We start from the raw sequence: 17,726 nt of genomic DNA, 5'->3' as shown, positions 1-17,726 counted from the left end.
GCAATTATGCCGAGGCATAATTGATCTAAATAAATGAAGTTAAGTTTTTCAAGTGAAACATTATTTAGAGGAAGCCCTGGCAATTACGCCAAGGTGAAAATTGATTGGAAAAACATAGCTTTGAGCGCAATTTTTTTGAAACATTGCGTTCAAAGCTAAATTTGTTTATGCTAATTAGAGTATAAAAACTTATTTATTAAAAAAGGTGGAACACTGAATGAAGCAAAGTAAAACATTTATCCCAACGCTACGTGAAGTACCTGCTGATGCAGAGGTAAAATCACATAAGCAATTACTACGTGCAGGGTTTATTCGTCAAAATACAAGTGGGGTATACTCGTATTTACCGCTTGCAAAACGTGTGTTAACAAAAATAGAAAACATTATTCGTGAAGAAATGGAAGCAATCAATTCAATTGAGCTTTTAATGCCTTCATTACAATCTGCGGAACTTTGGCAGGAATCAGGCCGCTGGGAAAAATACGGTCCAGAATTAATGCGTTTAAAGGACCGTCATGATCGTGATTTCGCATTAGGGCCAACACATGAAGAAGTGGTTACAACTTTAGTACGCGATGAAATTAAATCATATAAAAAATTACCGCTAACACTTTATCAAATTCAAACTAAATTCCGTGATGAAAAGCGTCCTCGCTTTGGTTTACTACGAGGCAGAGAGTTTATTATGAAAGATGCATACTCTTTCCATGCATCACGTGAAAGTTTAGATGAAACATATGATGATATGTATCGTGCCTATTCAAATATTTTCTCTCGTCTTGGTTTAAACTATCGTGCAGTTATTGCAGATGCAGGCTCAATTGGTGGGAAAGGTACACATGAATTTATGGTACTTTCTGAAATTGGGGAAGATACAATTGCATACTCTGACACATCTGATTATGCGGCGAACATTGAAATGGCAGAAGTTCTTGTAGACTATCAACCATCAGATGAAGCATTAAAAGATGTTGAAAAAGTGGCAACACCAGATCAAAAAACAATCGAAGAAGTATCAGCTTTCTTAAATATTGAGCCTTCAAATGTTATTAAATCATTAGTGTTTGATGTTGACGGTGAATTAGTGGTTGTACTTGCTCGTGGAGATCACGAAATTAATGATATTAAACTAAAAAATGCGCTTGATGCTGGTTCTGTTGAACTTGCTAGTGAAGCGGCAATCCGTGAATCATTAGGCTGTGGAATTGGTTCAATCGGTCCTGTTAAATTACCAGTAGACATAAAAGTAGTAGCTGACAATGCTATTAAATCGATTCGTAACGGTGTTGCTGGTGCGAATGCGGATGGATTCCACTTAGTAAACGTTAACCCTGAGCGTGATTTTGCAGTGAATGAATACGTAGATATTCGTTTTATTCAAGAGGGTGATCCATCTCCAGATGGACAAGGTACTATCAAATTTGCAGAAGGTATCGAGGTTGGTCATATTTTCAAATTAGGAACAACGTACTCTGCAAAAATGAATGGTACATTCTTAGACGAACAAGGTAAATCACAGCCATTTATTATGGGATGCTATGGTATTGGTGTATCACGTATTTTAGCTGCTGTTGCAGAGAATTTCCAAGATGAAAATGGTTTTGTTTGGCCAACACAATTAGCACCGTATGATATCCATGTTGTACCTGTTAATACAAAGGATGAAACACAGGTTGCCTTAGCTGATGAGCTTTATGGTTTATTGAAATCATACCGTTATGATGTGCTATTAGATGATCGTGCTGAGCGCGCTGGGGTTAAATTTGCAGATGCTGATTTAATTGGCTTACCTGTCCGTGTAACAGTAGGTAAAAAAGCAACTGAAGGTGTAGTTGAAGTGAAATTCCGTCAAACAGGTGAAACGTTCGAATGGAAAAAAGAAGAGGTCATTGATCGCTTAAATGAATTTTTCCGCAAAAATTAACTCCTTTCAGCGGAGTTCTCCCACCTCTATGGTGGTGAGATGAATGCGGGTTTTAAGTTGCTTTTCAGTGGGTGTCCAAACACCCGCTGAAATAGAGGAACTCAGTCTAAGAACACCACGTCCTGTGGCAACGACTGAGTGACCAACATCGTGTTGGCCTAAAGCCTCCGGACGCAATTATGCCGAGGCATAATTGATTTTCCTTTAAAACGGCTTGTCCCAAAAAGGATGTAAATGGCATTAAATAGATAAAAGATTCGCGCCACTTCTCGGGGACAGCGAGCCAAGCATGAATTCATAGATGTTTAGGATTTGTGAGGCTTGACGGTCGCCCGTGGAAAGGGAGCGAATTTTTTTCCGTCTAGGCTAAAGCGCTACATCCTCGAGGTCGCTTCGATCCCTCGGGCAAAAGTAGGTAGATCGCTTACTTTTGCTTCGGGCTCTCCAGCGCTTGTCGGATGTAAACGAACGCTTTAGCGCATTTGTTCCTTCAAATTGTAAATATTGGTGAGGAAATAAAACAGGGGGCTTTAAGACTGCCTCTTTCTGAAAGTAGGTGTCAATAGATTGGAACAGCAACAAGAAGCAAGAACGAAGTTTCAAATGCTCTTGCAACAACTAGAGTTAACAGATGATGTGTATATGTCCTTTTTTGAGGAAGGTGAATTATCTCGACTAACTGTACACAAAAAGAACAGGCTGTGGAATTTTACCATTAAATTACGAGATGTACTTCCTTTTCCACTATACCAACTATTTCGTACTCGGTTGACTGAAAAATTTTCAGCTATCGCTCAAATCCACACAACTTTTGATACGGTAGAGCAAAATGTTACGGAAGAACTTGTCCAACAATATTGGTTAACAGTAGTAGAACAAATAGATGAGATGGCGCCACCTTTAAAACATTGTCTAGCATCGCAAATACCTACGTGGAATGGGCAAAAAATCACTTTATCCTGCATGCAAGAAATGGAATTTATGATGCTGAAAACAAAGTATGCAGAAAAGCTTTCCGAAAGCTATAGTCAACTTGGCTTTCCACACATTGTGATAGATTTTGTGCTTCAAGATCAAACGGAAGAAATGATTGCGGCACAGGAAGCTTTCATGGAACAGAGACGTTTAGAGGAAGCAGCTTTAGCTCAGCAAGCGATACAAGATTACCAAAAACGTGAGCAGGAGAAGAAAGAAAATCCAGCTCTTGCCAATCTTGGTGATCGACCATTCCAGCTTGGTATGTTAATTAAAGATGATGAAACAATGGAAATTAAACGCATTGTTGAAGAAGAACGTCGTGTGATTATTGAAGGCTTTGTATTTGATGCAGAAGTTAAAGAGCTGAAAAGCGGTCGTTCTTTATTGCAAATTAAAATTACCGACTATACAGATTCCATCGTTGTAAAAATGTTCTCACGTGATAATGATGATGCAGAACTTATGCAACATTTGAAAAAGGGTATGTGGGTAAAAGTACGAGGCTCCGTACAAACTGACACATTCATTCGTGATTTAATCGTTATGGCAAACGATATCAATGAAATCAAAAAAGAAACACGACAGGATAAGGCGCCAGAGGGAGAAAAACGGGCTGAATTGCATTTGCATACACCTATGAGCACAATGGACGCTGTGACACCAGTTGGTAGACTTGTTGAGCAAGCTGCGAAGTGGGGTCATCCAGCAGTGGCTATTACTGACCATGCTGTTGTGCAATCCTTCCCAGAGGCCTATGCAGCAGGGAAAAAGCATGGCATAAAAGTTATTTATGGCTTGGAGGCTAATTTAGTAGATGATGGTGTACCGATTGCTTATGCAGCTGAGCACCGCTTATTAGCTGACACTACCTATGTCGTGTTTGACGTAGAGACGACAGGACTATCAACTGCTTACGATACTATAATTGAGCTTGCTGCGGTGAAAATTAAAGATGGCAATGTGATAGACAAATACGAAAGCTTTGCCAATCCACATCACCCGCTTTCAGCAACAACCATTGAACTGACCGGCATTACAGATGATATGGTACGAAACGCGCCAGAAGTGGAGCAAGTCATTAAGGAGTTCCATGCATTTATCGGAGATGGCATAGTAGTAGCCCATAATGCTTCGTTTGATATGGGCTTTTTATACACAGGCTATAAAAAATTCGGGCTAGAGGGAACGATTCATCCAGTTATTGATACGTTGGAGCTTGCGAGAATGCTTTATCCAACGATGAAAAACCATCGTTTAAATACACTTTGTAAAAAATTCAATATTGATTTAACGCAGCATCACCGAGCTATTTATGATACAGAAGCAACCGGCTTCTTACTTTTACAACTGTTAAAAGATGCAGATGAATTAGGTATTAAATATCACGACGACTTTAATAAGCATGTTGGTGGCGGGGATGCCTATAAAAAGGGACGACCAATGCACTGTACGATATTAGCTGTAGATAATGCTGGATTAAAAAATTTATTTAAATTAGTTACCCACTCGCATACAAAAACGTTTTATCGTGTACCTCGTGTCACACGAGCGGTCCTAGAGCAATATAGAGAAGGGTTATTAATCGGATCAGGTTGTAATAATGGTGAATTATTTGAGACGATGATGAATAAATCCCCAGAGGAAGCAGAGCAAGTTGCGAAATTTTATGATTATATTGAAGTTCAACCAAAGGCCGTGTATGCACCTTTAATTGAGCGCAATGTCGTACGTGATGAATGGACGCTTGAAGATATTATTCGCAAGTTAGTAAAGCTAGGGAAGAAAATCGATAAACCAGTTGTTGCTACCGGTAATGTCCATTACTTAGATCCGACAGATGGGATGTTCAGACAAATACTAATTGGCTCTCAAGGTGGTGCCAACATCTTAAATAGATCAAAGCTACCTGAAGTTCATTTTAGAACGACGAATGAAATGCTTGAAGAATTTGATTTTTTAGGACCGGATCTTGCGAAGGAAGTAGTGGTCACCAACTCTCAAAAAGTTGCAAATATGATTGGTGATGTAAAGCCGATTAAAGATGATTTATATACACCGAAAATTGAAGGCTCAGATGATGAGGTTACAAATTTGACTTATGAAATGGCTCATCTTATATACGGAGAAGAGCTACCAGAAATCGTAAAGGCCCGAATCGAAAAGGAATTAAAGTCAATTTTAGGCCATGGTTTCGGCGTAATTTATTTAATTTCTGCGAAGCTTGTGAAAAAATCATTAGCTGATGGCTATTTAGTAGGTTCCCGTGGATCTGTTGGATCTTCATTAGTAGCGACCTTTATGGAGATTACTGAAGTAAATCCACTTCCACCTCATTATGTCTGTCCAAGTTGTAAGCATTCCGAGTTTTTTAATGATGGTTCAGTAAGCTCAGGCTTTGACTTACCAAATAAAGATTGTACGGAATGCGGAACGCCGTATAAAAAGGATGGACAGGATATCCCATTCGAAACGTTCCTTGGCTTTAAAGGAGATAAGGTACCTGATATTGATTTGAGTGCGACACGTTGTTAACTGAAAAGGTTAACCACCTTAGTTGGTAGAATTGCTATTTCGAAGTGTGGAATGACAGAGTAACGCCTTGAAACACACTCGCTGAAGCTACGACAAGCGTGAACGGTATTGCAAACACCAAAAACGTTTGAAGCTCGTTAAAGTGGGCTGAAGTTCACCCAAACAGTTCGGCTGTGGAAAGAGAGATAGAAATCTCTTGTGAATGATAGGTCTGGCGTCTATAAAATTCCTATGGTTAGAAGCGGTAGAATAATCGAGACGAACCCTCGACTGACTTTTCGTGAATGTCACGTAGTAGAAATACTGCGGGGTCCAGTTAGGACTTCTAGGTGTGGATGAGTAAGTGTTAGGTTATGAAAATCCATATTGTGTTACAGGCACAATCCAGCCTAGCGGAATTTAGAGGGAACCTAAGGGAATTATGTACAGATAGAAATAGTGGAACGTGTGAAGCTCCTAACGTAAGAGAAGATTGCACTTCAATGACGACGGTGTATGGAAAGGCAAAATGGCTATAACATACTTTAAAGGAGTGGCAGTAGTGCCGTAGTACTGACGAAGAAATGCTGTTGATGACTGAATAACCAATAAGTCGGAGGAAAAAACATTTCAGAGGGAAGGGCACAAGTCGTTAACGTTGAAACAAAACCTACAAAAGTCAGATTCGTGTATGACTAAAGAGAACGAAAACTTCGTAAAGGAAGTGATTAGTTGGCTGACTTAATGATTCAAAAGTTAAGAAATAACGAATACTTTGGTTTACAAGAGACATTTGATAACCTTTTTATAGAAAGCGAAAAGGGTCGTTACTTTACAGATATTTATGAGCTGATTATTTCTGAAGAAAATATTTTACTCGCTTTTCGTAACCTAAAAAGTAATACAGGTAGTAAAACTAAAGGTACAAACGGACACACAATTAAACATTTAAACAAAATGAATGCCGACAAGCTAATAATGATAATAAGAAAAAGACTTGAAAACTACACACCGCATTCGGTCAGAAGGTTGTTTATTCCGAAGCCAAACGGAAAAATGAGACCACTTGGAATTCCTACAATTGAAGATAGATTGATTCAGCAAATGTTCCTACAAGTGCTGGAGCCGATTGTAGAAGCAAGGTTTCATCCTCAAAGCTACGGATTTAGACCGAAAAGAAGCACACATGATGCATTAGCAAGATGTTACCATTTGGTTAATCATAGTCATCAACACTTTGTGGTCGATATAGATATAAAAGGATTTTTCGATAACGTTAATCATAAAAAGCTTTTGAGGCAATTATGGACAATTGGTATAAGGGACCAAAAAGTTTTAACAATTATTAAAAAGATGCTAAAAGCCGAAATTACAGGTGAAGGTATTCCGATAAAGGGAACTCCACAAGGCGGTATCTTATCCCCGCTTCTTGCTAATATAGTGTTGAACGAATTAGATTGGTGGGTATCGAACCAGTGGGAAACAAAGCCGACGAAAGTACCTTATAAACTGAAACGAAATAAAACGGATGCTCTAAAGAAAACAAGGCTAAAGCCTATGTACCTTGTCAGATATGCAGATGATTTTAAAATCTTTACAAACTCTTTTGAAAACGCTCGAAAGATTAAAATAGCTGTTGAAAAATGGCTAAAAGAGCGGCTAAGGCTTGAGGTAAGTAAAGAAAAGAGTAAAATCACAAATCTGCGTAAAAATGGTACAGATTTTTTAGGGATACGATTTAGGGCTGTTCAAAAAGGCAACGCTAAAACAGGGTATATCGTAAATTCTAAAATGGATCCTAAAGCAAAAGAAAAAGTGCAAGGGGTTATAAGGTATCAGTTAGTTAAACTTAGAAAAAGTCCTACTCCAGAAAAAGTGATGAACTTTAATGCAAATATTCTTGGACTGCATAACTATTACAAAATTGCGACCAGGATATCACAAGATTTCAATGAAATAAGACATAAAGTGCATCCGAATATCAAATCATTGTTGTTTAGAAACATATTCGTGAAAACGAAGGAAACAAACAATGTCATTGATAAATTTTATGGGGATTACAATTATCAAAGATTTAAAAGTAATGGATTGCTGGTATATCCTATTGAAGCAATTCGACATGATATACGAGGACAGAGAAAGCCTGAATTTACGATTTATAATGAGAAAGACAGGTCCTTAATTCATAAAGATTTAAAACATGTGTCTGTTCGTGAAATTGAGATGTTTCGTAAAGGTATATATAAAGCTAAAAGTGTTTTGTATGAAAATAATCGCCTGAGTAAGTATGTGGCTCAAAAAGGGAGTTGCGGTATAACAGGAGAAAGACTTACTCCCCATCAAGCCGTTTGTCATCATATTAAGCCGACAGCTCACGGTGGAACAGACGACTATGATAACCTGATTATTATCAACAGGAGTTATCACATGTTTGTTCATACAAAAGACCCGCTCGCTAATAAAGATTATGTAAAGATGTTAGCTCGATTCGAAAAGAAAGCAATAAACAAAATAAACGAACTAAGAACGGAAGTAGGAAATCCAAAGCTTAGTTTATAAATTTCAACAAAGTTAACGATGGAACGCCGTATGACGCCGAAAGGGTCACGTACGGTGTGGGACGGGGGAAAAGCTGGAGATAATATCAAATGCTTACCTATCGTCATACTTTTCCGGAGAATATCAACCACAAGCTCATAACTATACAAAGGTATTATTCGGTGAAGATTATGTATATCGAGCTGGAACAATCGGTACTGTCGCAGAGAAAACAGCGTATGGCTACGTAAAGGGCTATGCAAATGATAACAATCTACATTTCCGCGGTGCCGAGGTAGATCGATTAGTGCAGGGCTGCACGGGCGTAAAACGTACAACAGGGCAGCACCCTGGGGGGATTATCGTAGTACCGGATTATATGGATATTTATGACTTCTCACCAGTGCAATTCCCTGCGGATGCACAGGATGCAGAATGGCGGACAACGCACTTTGACTTCCATTCCATTCACGATAATATTTTAAAGCTTGATATTCTTGGACACGATGATCCGACTGTGATTCGGATGTTGCAGGATTTATCAGGGATAGATCCAAAAACCATTCCAACAGATGATCCAGTCGTTATGAAAATCTTTAGTTCTCCAGAAACTTTAGGTGTAACAGAAAAACAAATTGGCTGTAAGACAGGAACACTCGGTATTCCTGAGTTCGGTACCCGTTTTGTACGCCAGATGCTGGAAGATACAAAGCCATCAACATTCTCAGAGCTTGTGCAAATTTCAGGACTTTCACACGGAACAGACGTATGGCTTGGTAACGCGCAAGAGTTAATTCAAAACGGTACATGTGTACTGAAAGAAGTAATTGGCTGTCGTGACGATATTATGGTGTATTTAATTTATCAAGGTCTAGAACCGTCACTGGCGTTTAAAATTATGGAGTCCGTGCGTAAGGGGAAAGGTTTATCTGAAGAGTTTGAAGCAGAGATGCTAGCGAATAAAGTACCAGGCTGGTATATCGAATCATGTAAAAAGATAAAATATATGTTCCCGAAAGCCCACGCTGCTGCTTATGTGTTAATGGCAGTTCGTATCGCTTGGTTTAAGGTGCATTTCCCGATTCTTTATTATGCAGCGTATTTCACAGTACGTGCAGATGATTTTGATTTAATTGCGATGGTACAGGGCTCGCAAATGATTCGTGCAAAAATTGATGAAATCAATATAAAGGGCCTAGATGCTTCAACAAAAGAAAAAAACCTATTAACGGTCATGGAACTAGCACTTGAAATGTGTGAGCGCGGTATGAGTTTCCAAAAGGTGGATTTATATCGTTCGCAAGCTAGTGAATTTATAATTGATGGGAACTCTTTAATTCCACCATTTGATGCGATTCCTGGCCTTGGTACGAACGTTGCCAAACAAATTGTGGCAGCACGTGAGGACGGAGAATTTTTATCGAAGGAAGATTTACAGCAACGAGGTCGAGTATCCAAGACATTAATAGAATACATGGATCAATTGGGTTGTTTAGAAGGAATGCCTGATGCTAATCAGTTATCACTTTTCTAAAATAAGAAGGTTAGTCTGAAGATATCTTCAGCAATAACGAATAACTTATTTGCCTTGTGCTCAATTTAAGTCTTATAAAGTTGCGGGTTTACATTTTATTAAAATGATACAAATTATGTAAGTTGATTGGAGTGGAGACTGGGCGACTCCTTGGGGATCAGCAATAGAGGAACGAAGGCTAAAACCATCACGTCCTGTGATAACGCCTTCGTGACCAACATCCTGTTGGCCCAAGCGGCTCATCGGACGCCCCCAGGAAGCTTTGCTCTGTGCGAAAGCGTAGTGCTAACGTAGCGGCAGCAACAAAGCGCCCAGTCGGAACGGAAATCACCTCCACGTTATGGTGATGAGCTTTAATTAAGTATAAATTTCAATTTCCAGACACAATTATGCCGAGGCATAATTGATTAGATGTCTGGAAAAAGGAAATTTGCATTGTGCTGTAAACTATGCTATTCTTATGGTAATAATTTGTTGATATTTTTCCAGCAAAAGAGTGGGGCCTTCCCGCTCTTTTCTGTTGTTATACCGTAGCAAAACAAATTTTTGACTAACAGCAGGTAAGACCGTTAAATTTCACCAAAGCTACTGGTGGAATTTCTGTTTTATTACGCCAGATTTTGATAGATACAGGAGGAAACAATGAGCAAAGTACCATCTTTAATTGAAGAGCTCGCCAAACCGATTGTTGAAGAGTTGAATCTTGAGCTTGTGGATGTCGAGTTCGTAAAAGAAGGACGTAACTGGTTTTTACGTGTTTATGTGGATACACCTGAGGGTGGAATTGACATTGAACAATGTGCTCAAGTTAGTGAACGACTAAGTTTGCTGTTGGATGAAAATGATCCAATTACACAAAACTATTATTTAGAAGTTTCTTCACCTGGAGCAGAACGTCCATTAAAAAAAGATACTGATTTTGAACAAGCGGTTGGTAAATTTATTTTTGTTAAAACCTATGAGCCCATCAAGGACATGAAGGAATTCCAAGGCTACTTAACGTCATACGATGAACATACATTAGTGATGGAAGTACGCATTAAAACGCGTAAAATTACAGTAACAATTGAACAAGAAAAAATCGCATTGGCACGACTTGCCATCGATTTCTAAGCATAATGCATATTTAGGAGTGAAAATAAAAAATGAGTAGTGATTTGTTAGATGCGCTAAATGCGCTAGAAGAACAAAAAGGAATTTCAAGAGATGTGTTAATTGAGGCAATAGAAGCGGCATTAGTTACAGCTTACAAACGCAACTTCAATCAAGCACAAAATGTTCGTGTAGACTTAAATTTAGATAAGGGCTCAATTCGTGTCTTTTCACGCAAAGATGTTGTTGAAGAAGTAGAGGATGACCGTTTACAAATCTCTGAAGAAGATGCCAAGGCGATCAACCCTGCATACCAATTAGAAGATATCGTGGAGCAAGAAGTGACACCTCGAAACTTTGGTCGTATTGCTGCACAGACAGCGAAACAAGTTGTTACACAACGTGTACGTGAGGCAGAACGCGGCCTAATTTACGAGCAATACGTGGACCGTGAAGATGATATCGTGACGGGTGTAGTTGAGCGTCTAGATGCTCGTAATATTTACGTAGGTCTTGGAAAAGTAGAGGCTGCATTACCACAAAACGAACAAATTCAAGGTGAAACATATCATCCACATGATCGCATCAAGGTTTATATTACAAAGGTTGAACGTACAACACGCGGACCACAAGTTATTGTTTCACGCACACATCCTGGTTTATTACGCCGCTTATTTGAAATGGAAGTACCTGAAATCTATGAAGGTATCGTAGAAATTAAATCAATAGCTCGTGAAGCAGGGGATCGTTCTAAAATCTCTGTTTATGCACATAACGAAGAGGTAGATCCAGTAGGTTCATGTGTAGGAGCAAAAGGCGCTCGTGTGCAAACAATTGTCAATGAATTACACGGCGAAAAAATCGATATCGTTGAATGGTCAGAAGATCCAGTTGTATTTGTAGCAAATGCTCTTAGCCCATCTAAAGTTTTAGATGTTCAAGTCAATGAAGAAGAAAAATCTACTACTGTTGTTGTTCCGGACTATCAATTATCACTAGCAATTGGTAAACGTGGTCAAAATGCTCGTTTAGCTGCTAAGTTAACTGGCTGGAAAATTGATATTAAGAGTGAAACAGATGCTCGTGAGTTAGGTATTTATCCATCTGCTACAAGCACTTTCATACCTGCTGAGGATGAAGAAAGTAATTTTGATGATGTGGCAGTTGACTTATATCAAGACGACGAAGAATAAGTAAGAAAGCCCGTGTAACTAGTTGACTGCCATTGTTCAGTCGGCGTAGTCCAACGCTCACTGAATAATGGCAGAGCCTACAGCGGAAAATATTATGGTGTTGAATTCAATCCAAGTTGATAACCAATGTAGGGCATGGCTAGTCCACCTCTTACGACAAGCTTCAGAGAGGAAAGGTGATTCTTATGGCTATTAATAAAAAAGTACCTCTTCGAAAATGTGTAGCTACTGGAGAAATGCTACCAAAGAAAGAAATGATTCGTGTCGTTCGTTCGAAAGAGGGCGAGGTAAGTGTTGATATTTCCGGAAAAAAACCCGGACGTGGTGCCTATGTCTCTAAAACGGAGAAGGCGATTGAAATCGCCCGTAAGAAAAATGTTTTAGGGCACCAACTTGATGTAAAAATCCCTGAAGAAATATACGATGAACTTATTTTGTTGATTCGTAGGGAGTCTATTATATGATCAATCAAGCAGTGCATAATTTGCTTGGAATAGCAGCAAGAGCCCGTAAAGTGATTTCAGGAGAAGAGCTAGTAGTAAAGGAAGTCCGCAATGGTAATGCTAAGCTAGTATTGCTGGCAAACGATGCTTCTAAAAACTCTAGCAAAAAAATTCAAGATAAATGCACGTACTACAACGTTGAGTATCATGTAATTGGTGATCGTTATGATCTAGGACATGCTACAGGTAAGGAGGCCCGCGTGGCTTTAGCTATTACCGATAAAGGTTTTGCAAGCAAATTGTCTAGTCTACTCAACGAAAAATAATCGGGGGTGAGCAGATGACCAAAATCAGAGTTCATGAATATGCGAAACAAATGAATAAATCGAGTAAAGAGGTTATTGAAGCACTAAATAAATTGAATGTTAGCGTAACAAACCATATGTCAATGTTAGAAAAAGATATAGTGGCAAAGTTAAACCAAACATTTAAAAGTATAAAAGAAGTGAAGCAACCTACTCAAAACGTATCGCAAAAATCACAGCAATCGGTGAAACAGCAAGAAGGGCAAAAGAAACAATCTGCTACTTCTAAGCCTAAAACAAATAATCAGCAACAAACGCATCAAAACTCAAATTCGTCTAACGAAAAATCTAAGAATACAAAAGGTAGTCAAAATCGAAATATGACAAATAATAATAATAATAATAATAATAATAATAATAATAATCGTAGAGGTGGCGGAGGTTACAACCAACGTCCAAAACCAGGAATTCATGGCGGAAAACGTCGCCATCCAAAAACACATCAACCAAGTCTACCAGTGAAACAAAAGGAATTACCAGAAAAAATTACTTTTGTTGAATCACTTTCAGTAGCGGAACTAGCTAAAAAATTACACCGTGAGCCATCAGAAATTATTAAAAAATTATTTATGCTTGGTGTAATGGCGACAATTAACCAAGAATTAGATAAGGATGCAATTGAATTAATTTGCGCAGACTATGGTGTAGAAGTTGAAGAAGAAATTCGTGTAGATATTACGGATTTAGAAACACACTTCGAACAAACAGAAGAAGTTAACGAGGCAGACTTATCAGAACGTCCTCCGGTAGTAACAATTATGGGTCACGTTGACCATGGTAAAACTACATTGTTAGACTCTATTCGCAATACTAAAGTTACAGCTGGAGAAGCTGGTGGTATTACTCAGCATATCGGTGCTTATCAAGTAACTGAAGGCGACAAAAAAATTACGTTCCTAGATACACCAGGACACGCTGCATTTACAACTATGCGTGCACGTGGTGCGAAAGTAACGGATTTAACGATTTTAGTAGTAGCTGCGGATGATGGTGTTATGCCACAAACAGTAGAAGCGATTAACCACGCAAAAGCAGCAGAAGTACCAATTATCGTTGCAGTCAATAAAATGGATAAACCTTCAGCTAATCCAGACCGTGTGATGCAAGAGTTAACAGAGCATGGCTTAGTTCCTGAAGCTTGGGGCGGCGAAACTATTTTCGTACCAATCTCTGCATTAAAAGGTGAAGGTATTGACACATTACTTGAAATGATTTTACTTATTGCTGAAGTTGGAGAATTAACAGCGAACTCTGATCGCTTAGCACTTGGTACAGTAATTGAAGCACAGCTAGACAAAGGTCGAGGCTCTGTTGCAACACTTTTAGTACAAGATGGAACATTAAAAGTTGGAGACCCAATTGTGGTCGGCCATACTTATGGGCGAGTACGTGCTATGGTGAATGATAAAGGCCGTCGTGTGAAAGAAGCTGGACCATCAACGCCAGTAGAAATCACAGGCTTAAATGATGTACCACAAGCTGGTGACCGTTTCGTTGTCTTTGAAGACGAAAAAACAGCACGCCAAGTTGGAGAAACTCGTGCAATGTCAGCAATTCAAGCACAACGCTCAGAAAAACAACGCGTAACGCTTGATAACTTATTCGAACAAATGAGTCAAGGCGAAATGAAAGAGCTAAACTTAATTGTTAAAGCTGACGTTCAAGGTACTGTAGAAGCTATGGCTGCATCATTAATGAAAATTGATGTTGAAGGCGTAAACGTGAAAATTATTCACACTGGTGCTGGTGCGATTACAGAATCAGATATTTCTCTTGCTGCGGCTTCAAATGCAATTGTTATTGGCTTCAACGTTCGTCCGGATGTCAATGCAAAACGTGCAGCAGAAGAAGAGGGCGTAGATATTCGTCTACACCGTATTATCTATAAAGTAATTGAGGAAATTGAACAAGCAATGAAAGGTATGCTTGATCCAGAATTCGTAGAAAAAATTATTGGTCAAGCAGAAGTTCGACAAACAATTAAAGTATCAAAAGTTGGTACAATTGCTGGTTCATACGTAACAGAAGGTAAAGTAACTCGTGATTCTGGCGTACGTGTAATCCGCGACAATGTAGTAATTTTTGAAGGTGAATTAGATACACTTAAACGTTTCAAAGATGAAGTTAAAGAAGTTGCAAGAGGTTACGAATGTGGTATTACAATTACAAACTTCAACGATATTAAAGAAGGCGACATTATCGAAGCCTATATTATGGAAGAAGTTAAACGTGCTTAATGATTGTTTATGCAGAGGTTGAATTCATGATTCAAACTGCCCATTCGTTGAAGGAAAAACGTGCTGTCTTACAGCGTATGCTTACCCGCACTAAGCAAAAATTTAATGTATCCATTGCGGAAATTGACCATCAAAATGTATGGCAACGCACGAAATTAGCGCTTGTTGCTGTTTCTTCTTCAAAAGAAGCAGCCGAGCGTGAAATTAATCACGCGCTTCACTACTTACAGTCAAATCCGGCTTGGGAACAGTTAAATGTGTGGCGAGACTATTTATAAGTAACATTAGAAGTTGTGTTGTATGATATAGCCATACCTTGCATGTAAATATATGTGCAAGTGAGGACATAACTTTCTGTACATCGAAATTGAGGTGACAAACTATGTCTCTACGCTCAAACCGTGTCGCTGAGCAAATGAAAAAAGAGCTCGGTGATATTATTGGACGTAAAATAAAAGATCCGCGTGTTGGTTTCGTTACTGTTACTGGTGTTGAGGTGACAGGTGATTTACAACAAGCGACAATTTATATTACAACTCTTGGCAATGAACGTGAAAAAGAGGAAACACTAAAAGCTTTATTAAAGGCTTCTGGTTTCATTCGCTCAGAAATCGGTTCACGAATCCGTTTACGTCGTACACCAGAACTAATCTTTGAATTCGATTCATCGATTGAATATGGGAACCGTATTGATTCATTGCTACGTGGTTTACACAAAGAATAAGCTTAACTAAAAAAGTCTGCCATATGCATGTTCATGCAGGCAGACTTTTTACATTCATCGGAAATGCAATAGAACATATTGGGGTCCCTTGACTGACAAGGCAACTCGTTTTTTGACACAAAAACTGCGAGGACTAAGCTAGCCAGTTTTTCTGGGAGTAGTGTTGGACACTTATCTCAATCTTAAAAGTGATAAAACTGTAGCGGAAAATTAAAATATGCTAAAAATGAATTGATTGTAGGAGGAAATTTATGAACGGTATTTTACCGCTTTGGAAGGAACGTGGCATGACAAGTCATGATTGCGTCTTTAAATTACGAAAAATTTTACGTACTAAAAAAGTTGGTCATACAGGCACACTTGATCCAGGTGTTGAGGGAGTTCTTCCTATTTGTATTGGTCAGGCAACACGTATCGCAGAATACTTAACGGATGCAGGAAAAACCTATGAAGCCGTTATTTCCATTGGCCGTACAACGACAACTGAGGATGCAGAAGGAGAAACGGTTGAGCAAGATAGTACGACTAAAAAGTTCACACGTACTCAATTGCAAGAGGTTTTAGCATCGCTAACAGGTGTTATTCAACAAACACCACCGATGTTTTCAGCAGTCAAAGTAAATGGTAAACGTCTCTATGAATATGCTCGAAAAGGTGAAATTGTTGAAAGACCTACACGTCAAGTTACTATTTATGCATTAGAGCTACTAGATGACGTAGAACTATATGAAGGACAAGAAATTACATTCCCTGTACGTATAGCGTGCAGTAAAGGGACGTATATTCGAACACTAGCTGTGCAAATCGGAGCGGCACTTGGCTATCCAGCACATATGAAAGAGCTCGTACGTACAGCCTCAGGTACATTTACTCAAGAAAATTGCTTTACGTTGGCACAAGTTGCTGAACTGATGGAAGCTGAACAAATAGATACATGCATTTTACCAGTTGAGTATGCATTAACAGATTACCCATATATTGAGATCCCTTCCGCAAACGAAAAAGAAATTTTCAATGGACAAGTGCTTCCCGCAGATGCATTATTAAAGATACATGATAAAATTGTTTTTGGAATCAGTGGGAAAGCAATTGCGGTTTATCATGCCCATCCTACAAAGGAAGGGTTTATGAAGCCACATAAGATGTTTCCGACGATAGAGTAGGAGGATTTTTAGTATGGAGGTTATTCATTTAAAATACCCACACCAACTACAGCAACGAGAAAGCATGCAGCCATATTCTTTGGCACTTGGTTTTTTTGATGGTGTACATAGAGGGCATCAGGAAGTTATTAAGGCAGCGAAAGAAGAAGGAGACAAACGTCAAATTCCTACGGCCGTTATGACATTCGATCCACATCCTTCTTTAGTGCTTGGCGGACGTAACGAAAAAGTATTTTATATAACGTTATTACAGCAAAAATTGCAGCTTTTTGAAGAACAAGGTGTTGATACAGCATTTGTTGTACATTTCACATCTGATTTTGCGAAGCTTTCACCTGCTGCATTTATTGATACATTTATACGTGGGTTGAACATTCAACATGTTACAGCAGGCTTTGATTATTCTTTTGGTGCATTTGGTAAAGGCACAATGGAAGATATGCGTGCACTTAGTAATGGAGATTACGGTGTAACGGTTGTTGAAAAGAAAACCGACGATATCGAAAAAATTAGCTCTACACGAATCCGTAAACTTTTGCAAGAAGGAGATATGGAAGCAGCAAGATTGCTCCTTGGACGACCATTTGAAATTACGGGTATCGTTGTACATGGTGATAAGCGAGGACGCACAATAGGTTTCCCAACTGCAAATATCCAAGCGTTGGAGGGGACTTATATTCCAGCAAGCGGTGTATATGCGGTTCGATTACTTGTCCAAAATAACTGGTATGATGGTGTATGTAATGTAGGCTATAAACCAACATTTAAAGATCCAAATGACAAGCAATTATCCATCGAAGTCCATATATTAAACTTCGAAAAAAATATCTACGGTGAAGAAGTACATGTCGCTTGGTATAAACGGATAAGAAGTGAACGGAAATTCGATGGTATTGAAGCATTGAAAGCACAAATTGAACTGGATAAACAGGAAGCGATTGAATATTTTGGGCTCATCACCATAACTTGGGGTTGACCATAAAAAATTCAATAAATTCCCATTAAAGTATAGAAAAAAAGTGAA

At 38.8% G+C, this 17,726-nt stretch carries 11 protein-coding genes and 2 pseudogenes; all 13 read left to right on the top strand.

From position 1 onward, the window contains the following. Positions 1-217: 217 nt before the first annotated feature. The 13 genes and pseudogenes from AMS59_RS08245 (at position 218) to ribF (ending at position 17,678) form a co-directional block, all read left to right on the top strand. A complete protein-coding gene (locus AMS59_RS08245) occupies positions 218-1,924 on the top strand; it encodes a proline--tRNA ligase (protein WP_053483268.1) in 1,707 nt (568 codons plus the stop codon). Between the two features lie 567 nt (positions 1,925-2,491). Further along, positions 2,492-5,419: pseudogene (locus tag AMS59_RS08240) on the top strand (PolC-type DNA polymerase III); the annotation flags it as partial. A gap of 726 nt (positions 5,420-6,145) precedes the next feature. Beyond that, on the top strand, positions 6,146-7,972 hold the full coding sequence (gene ltrA / locus AMS59_RS08235) for a group II intron reverse transcriptase/maturase (RefSeq protein WP_053483267.1): 1,827 nt from the start codon (positions 6,146-6,148) through the stop codon (positions 7,970-7,972). A 109-nt stretch (positions 7,973-8,081) separates the two neighbouring features. Further along, positions 8,082-9,485 (top strand): annotated as a pseudogene (locus AMS59_RS08230) (PolC-type DNA polymerase III); the annotation flags it as partial. Positions 9,486-10,127: 642 nt separating this feature from the next. Further along, positions 10,128-10,598, top strand: a complete 471-nt coding sequence (rimP, locus tag AMS59_RS08225) for a ribosome maturation factor RimP (RefSeq protein ID WP_053483266.1) — start codon at positions 10,128-10,130, stop codon at positions 10,596-10,598. A gap of 32 nt (positions 10,599-10,630) precedes the next feature. Continuing rightward, positions 10,631-11,770 (top strand): transcription termination factor NusA, encoded by a 1,140-nt coding sequence (gene nusA / locus AMS59_RS08220; RefSeq protein WP_053483265.1) that lies wholly within the window; start codon positions 10,631-10,633, stop codon positions 11,768-11,770. 185 nt (positions 11,771-11,955) lie between these two features. Next, positions 11,956-12,234, top strand: a complete 279-nt coding sequence (rnpM, locus tag AMS59_RS08215) for an RNase P modulator RnpM (RefSeq protein WP_053483264.1) — start codon at positions 11,956-11,958, stop codon at positions 12,232-12,234. Next, a complete protein-coding gene (locus AMS59_RS08210) occupies positions 12,231-12,539 on the top strand; it encodes a YlxQ family RNA-binding protein (RefSeq protein WP_053483263.1) in 309 nt (102 codons plus the stop codon). The genes rnpM and AMS59_RS08210 overlap by 4 nt, the downstream gene beginning before the upstream one ends. Before the next feature lie 14 nt (positions 12,540-12,553). Continuing rightward, entirely contained in the window at positions 12,554-14,815 is a 2,262-nt protein-coding gene (infB, locus tag AMS59_RS08205) for a translation initiation factor IF-2 (protein ID WP_053483262.1), read from the top strand. Beyond that, positions 14,815-15,093 carry a DUF503 domain-containing protein gene (locus tag AMS59_RS08200; protein WP_053483261.1) on the top strand — a complete coding sequence of 93 codons (279 nt, stop codon included), beginning with the start codon at positions 14,815-14,817 and terminating at the stop codon, positions 15,091-15,093. Before infB ends, AMS59_RS08200 begins: the two co-directional genes overlap by 1 nt. 104 nt (positions 15,094-15,197) lie before the next feature. Continuing rightward, entirely contained in the window at positions 15,198-15,539 is a 342-nt protein-coding gene (gene rbfA, locus AMS59_RS08195) for a 30S ribosome-binding factor RbfA (RefSeq protein ID WP_053483260.1), read from the top strand. Between the two features lie 251 nt (positions 15,540-15,790). Continuing rightward, the gene (gene truB / locus AMS59_RS08190; protein ID WP_053483259.1) at positions 15,791-16,702 is read left to right on the top strand and encodes a tRNA pseudouridine(55) synthase TruB; all 912 of its coding nucleotides are present in this window, start codon (positions 15,791-15,793) and stop codon (positions 16,700-16,702) included. Positions 16,703-16,715: 13 nt separating this feature from the next. Next, positions 16,716-17,678, top strand: a complete 963-nt coding sequence (gene ribF / locus AMS59_RS08185) for a riboflavin biosynthesis protein RibF (protein ID WP_053483258.1) — start codon at positions 16,716-16,718, stop codon at positions 17,676-17,678. Positions 17,679-17,726 lie beyond the last annotated feature (48 nt).

The sequence above is a fragment of the Lysinibacillus sp. FJAT-14745 genome (genome assembly GCF_001275675.1).
Classification (GTDB): domain Bacteria; phylum Bacillota; class Bacilli; order Bacillales_A; family Planococcaceae; genus Lysinibacillus.
Note: the sequence above shows the minus strand (reverse complement) of the source record. Positions and strands in the feature narration are given on the sequence as shown.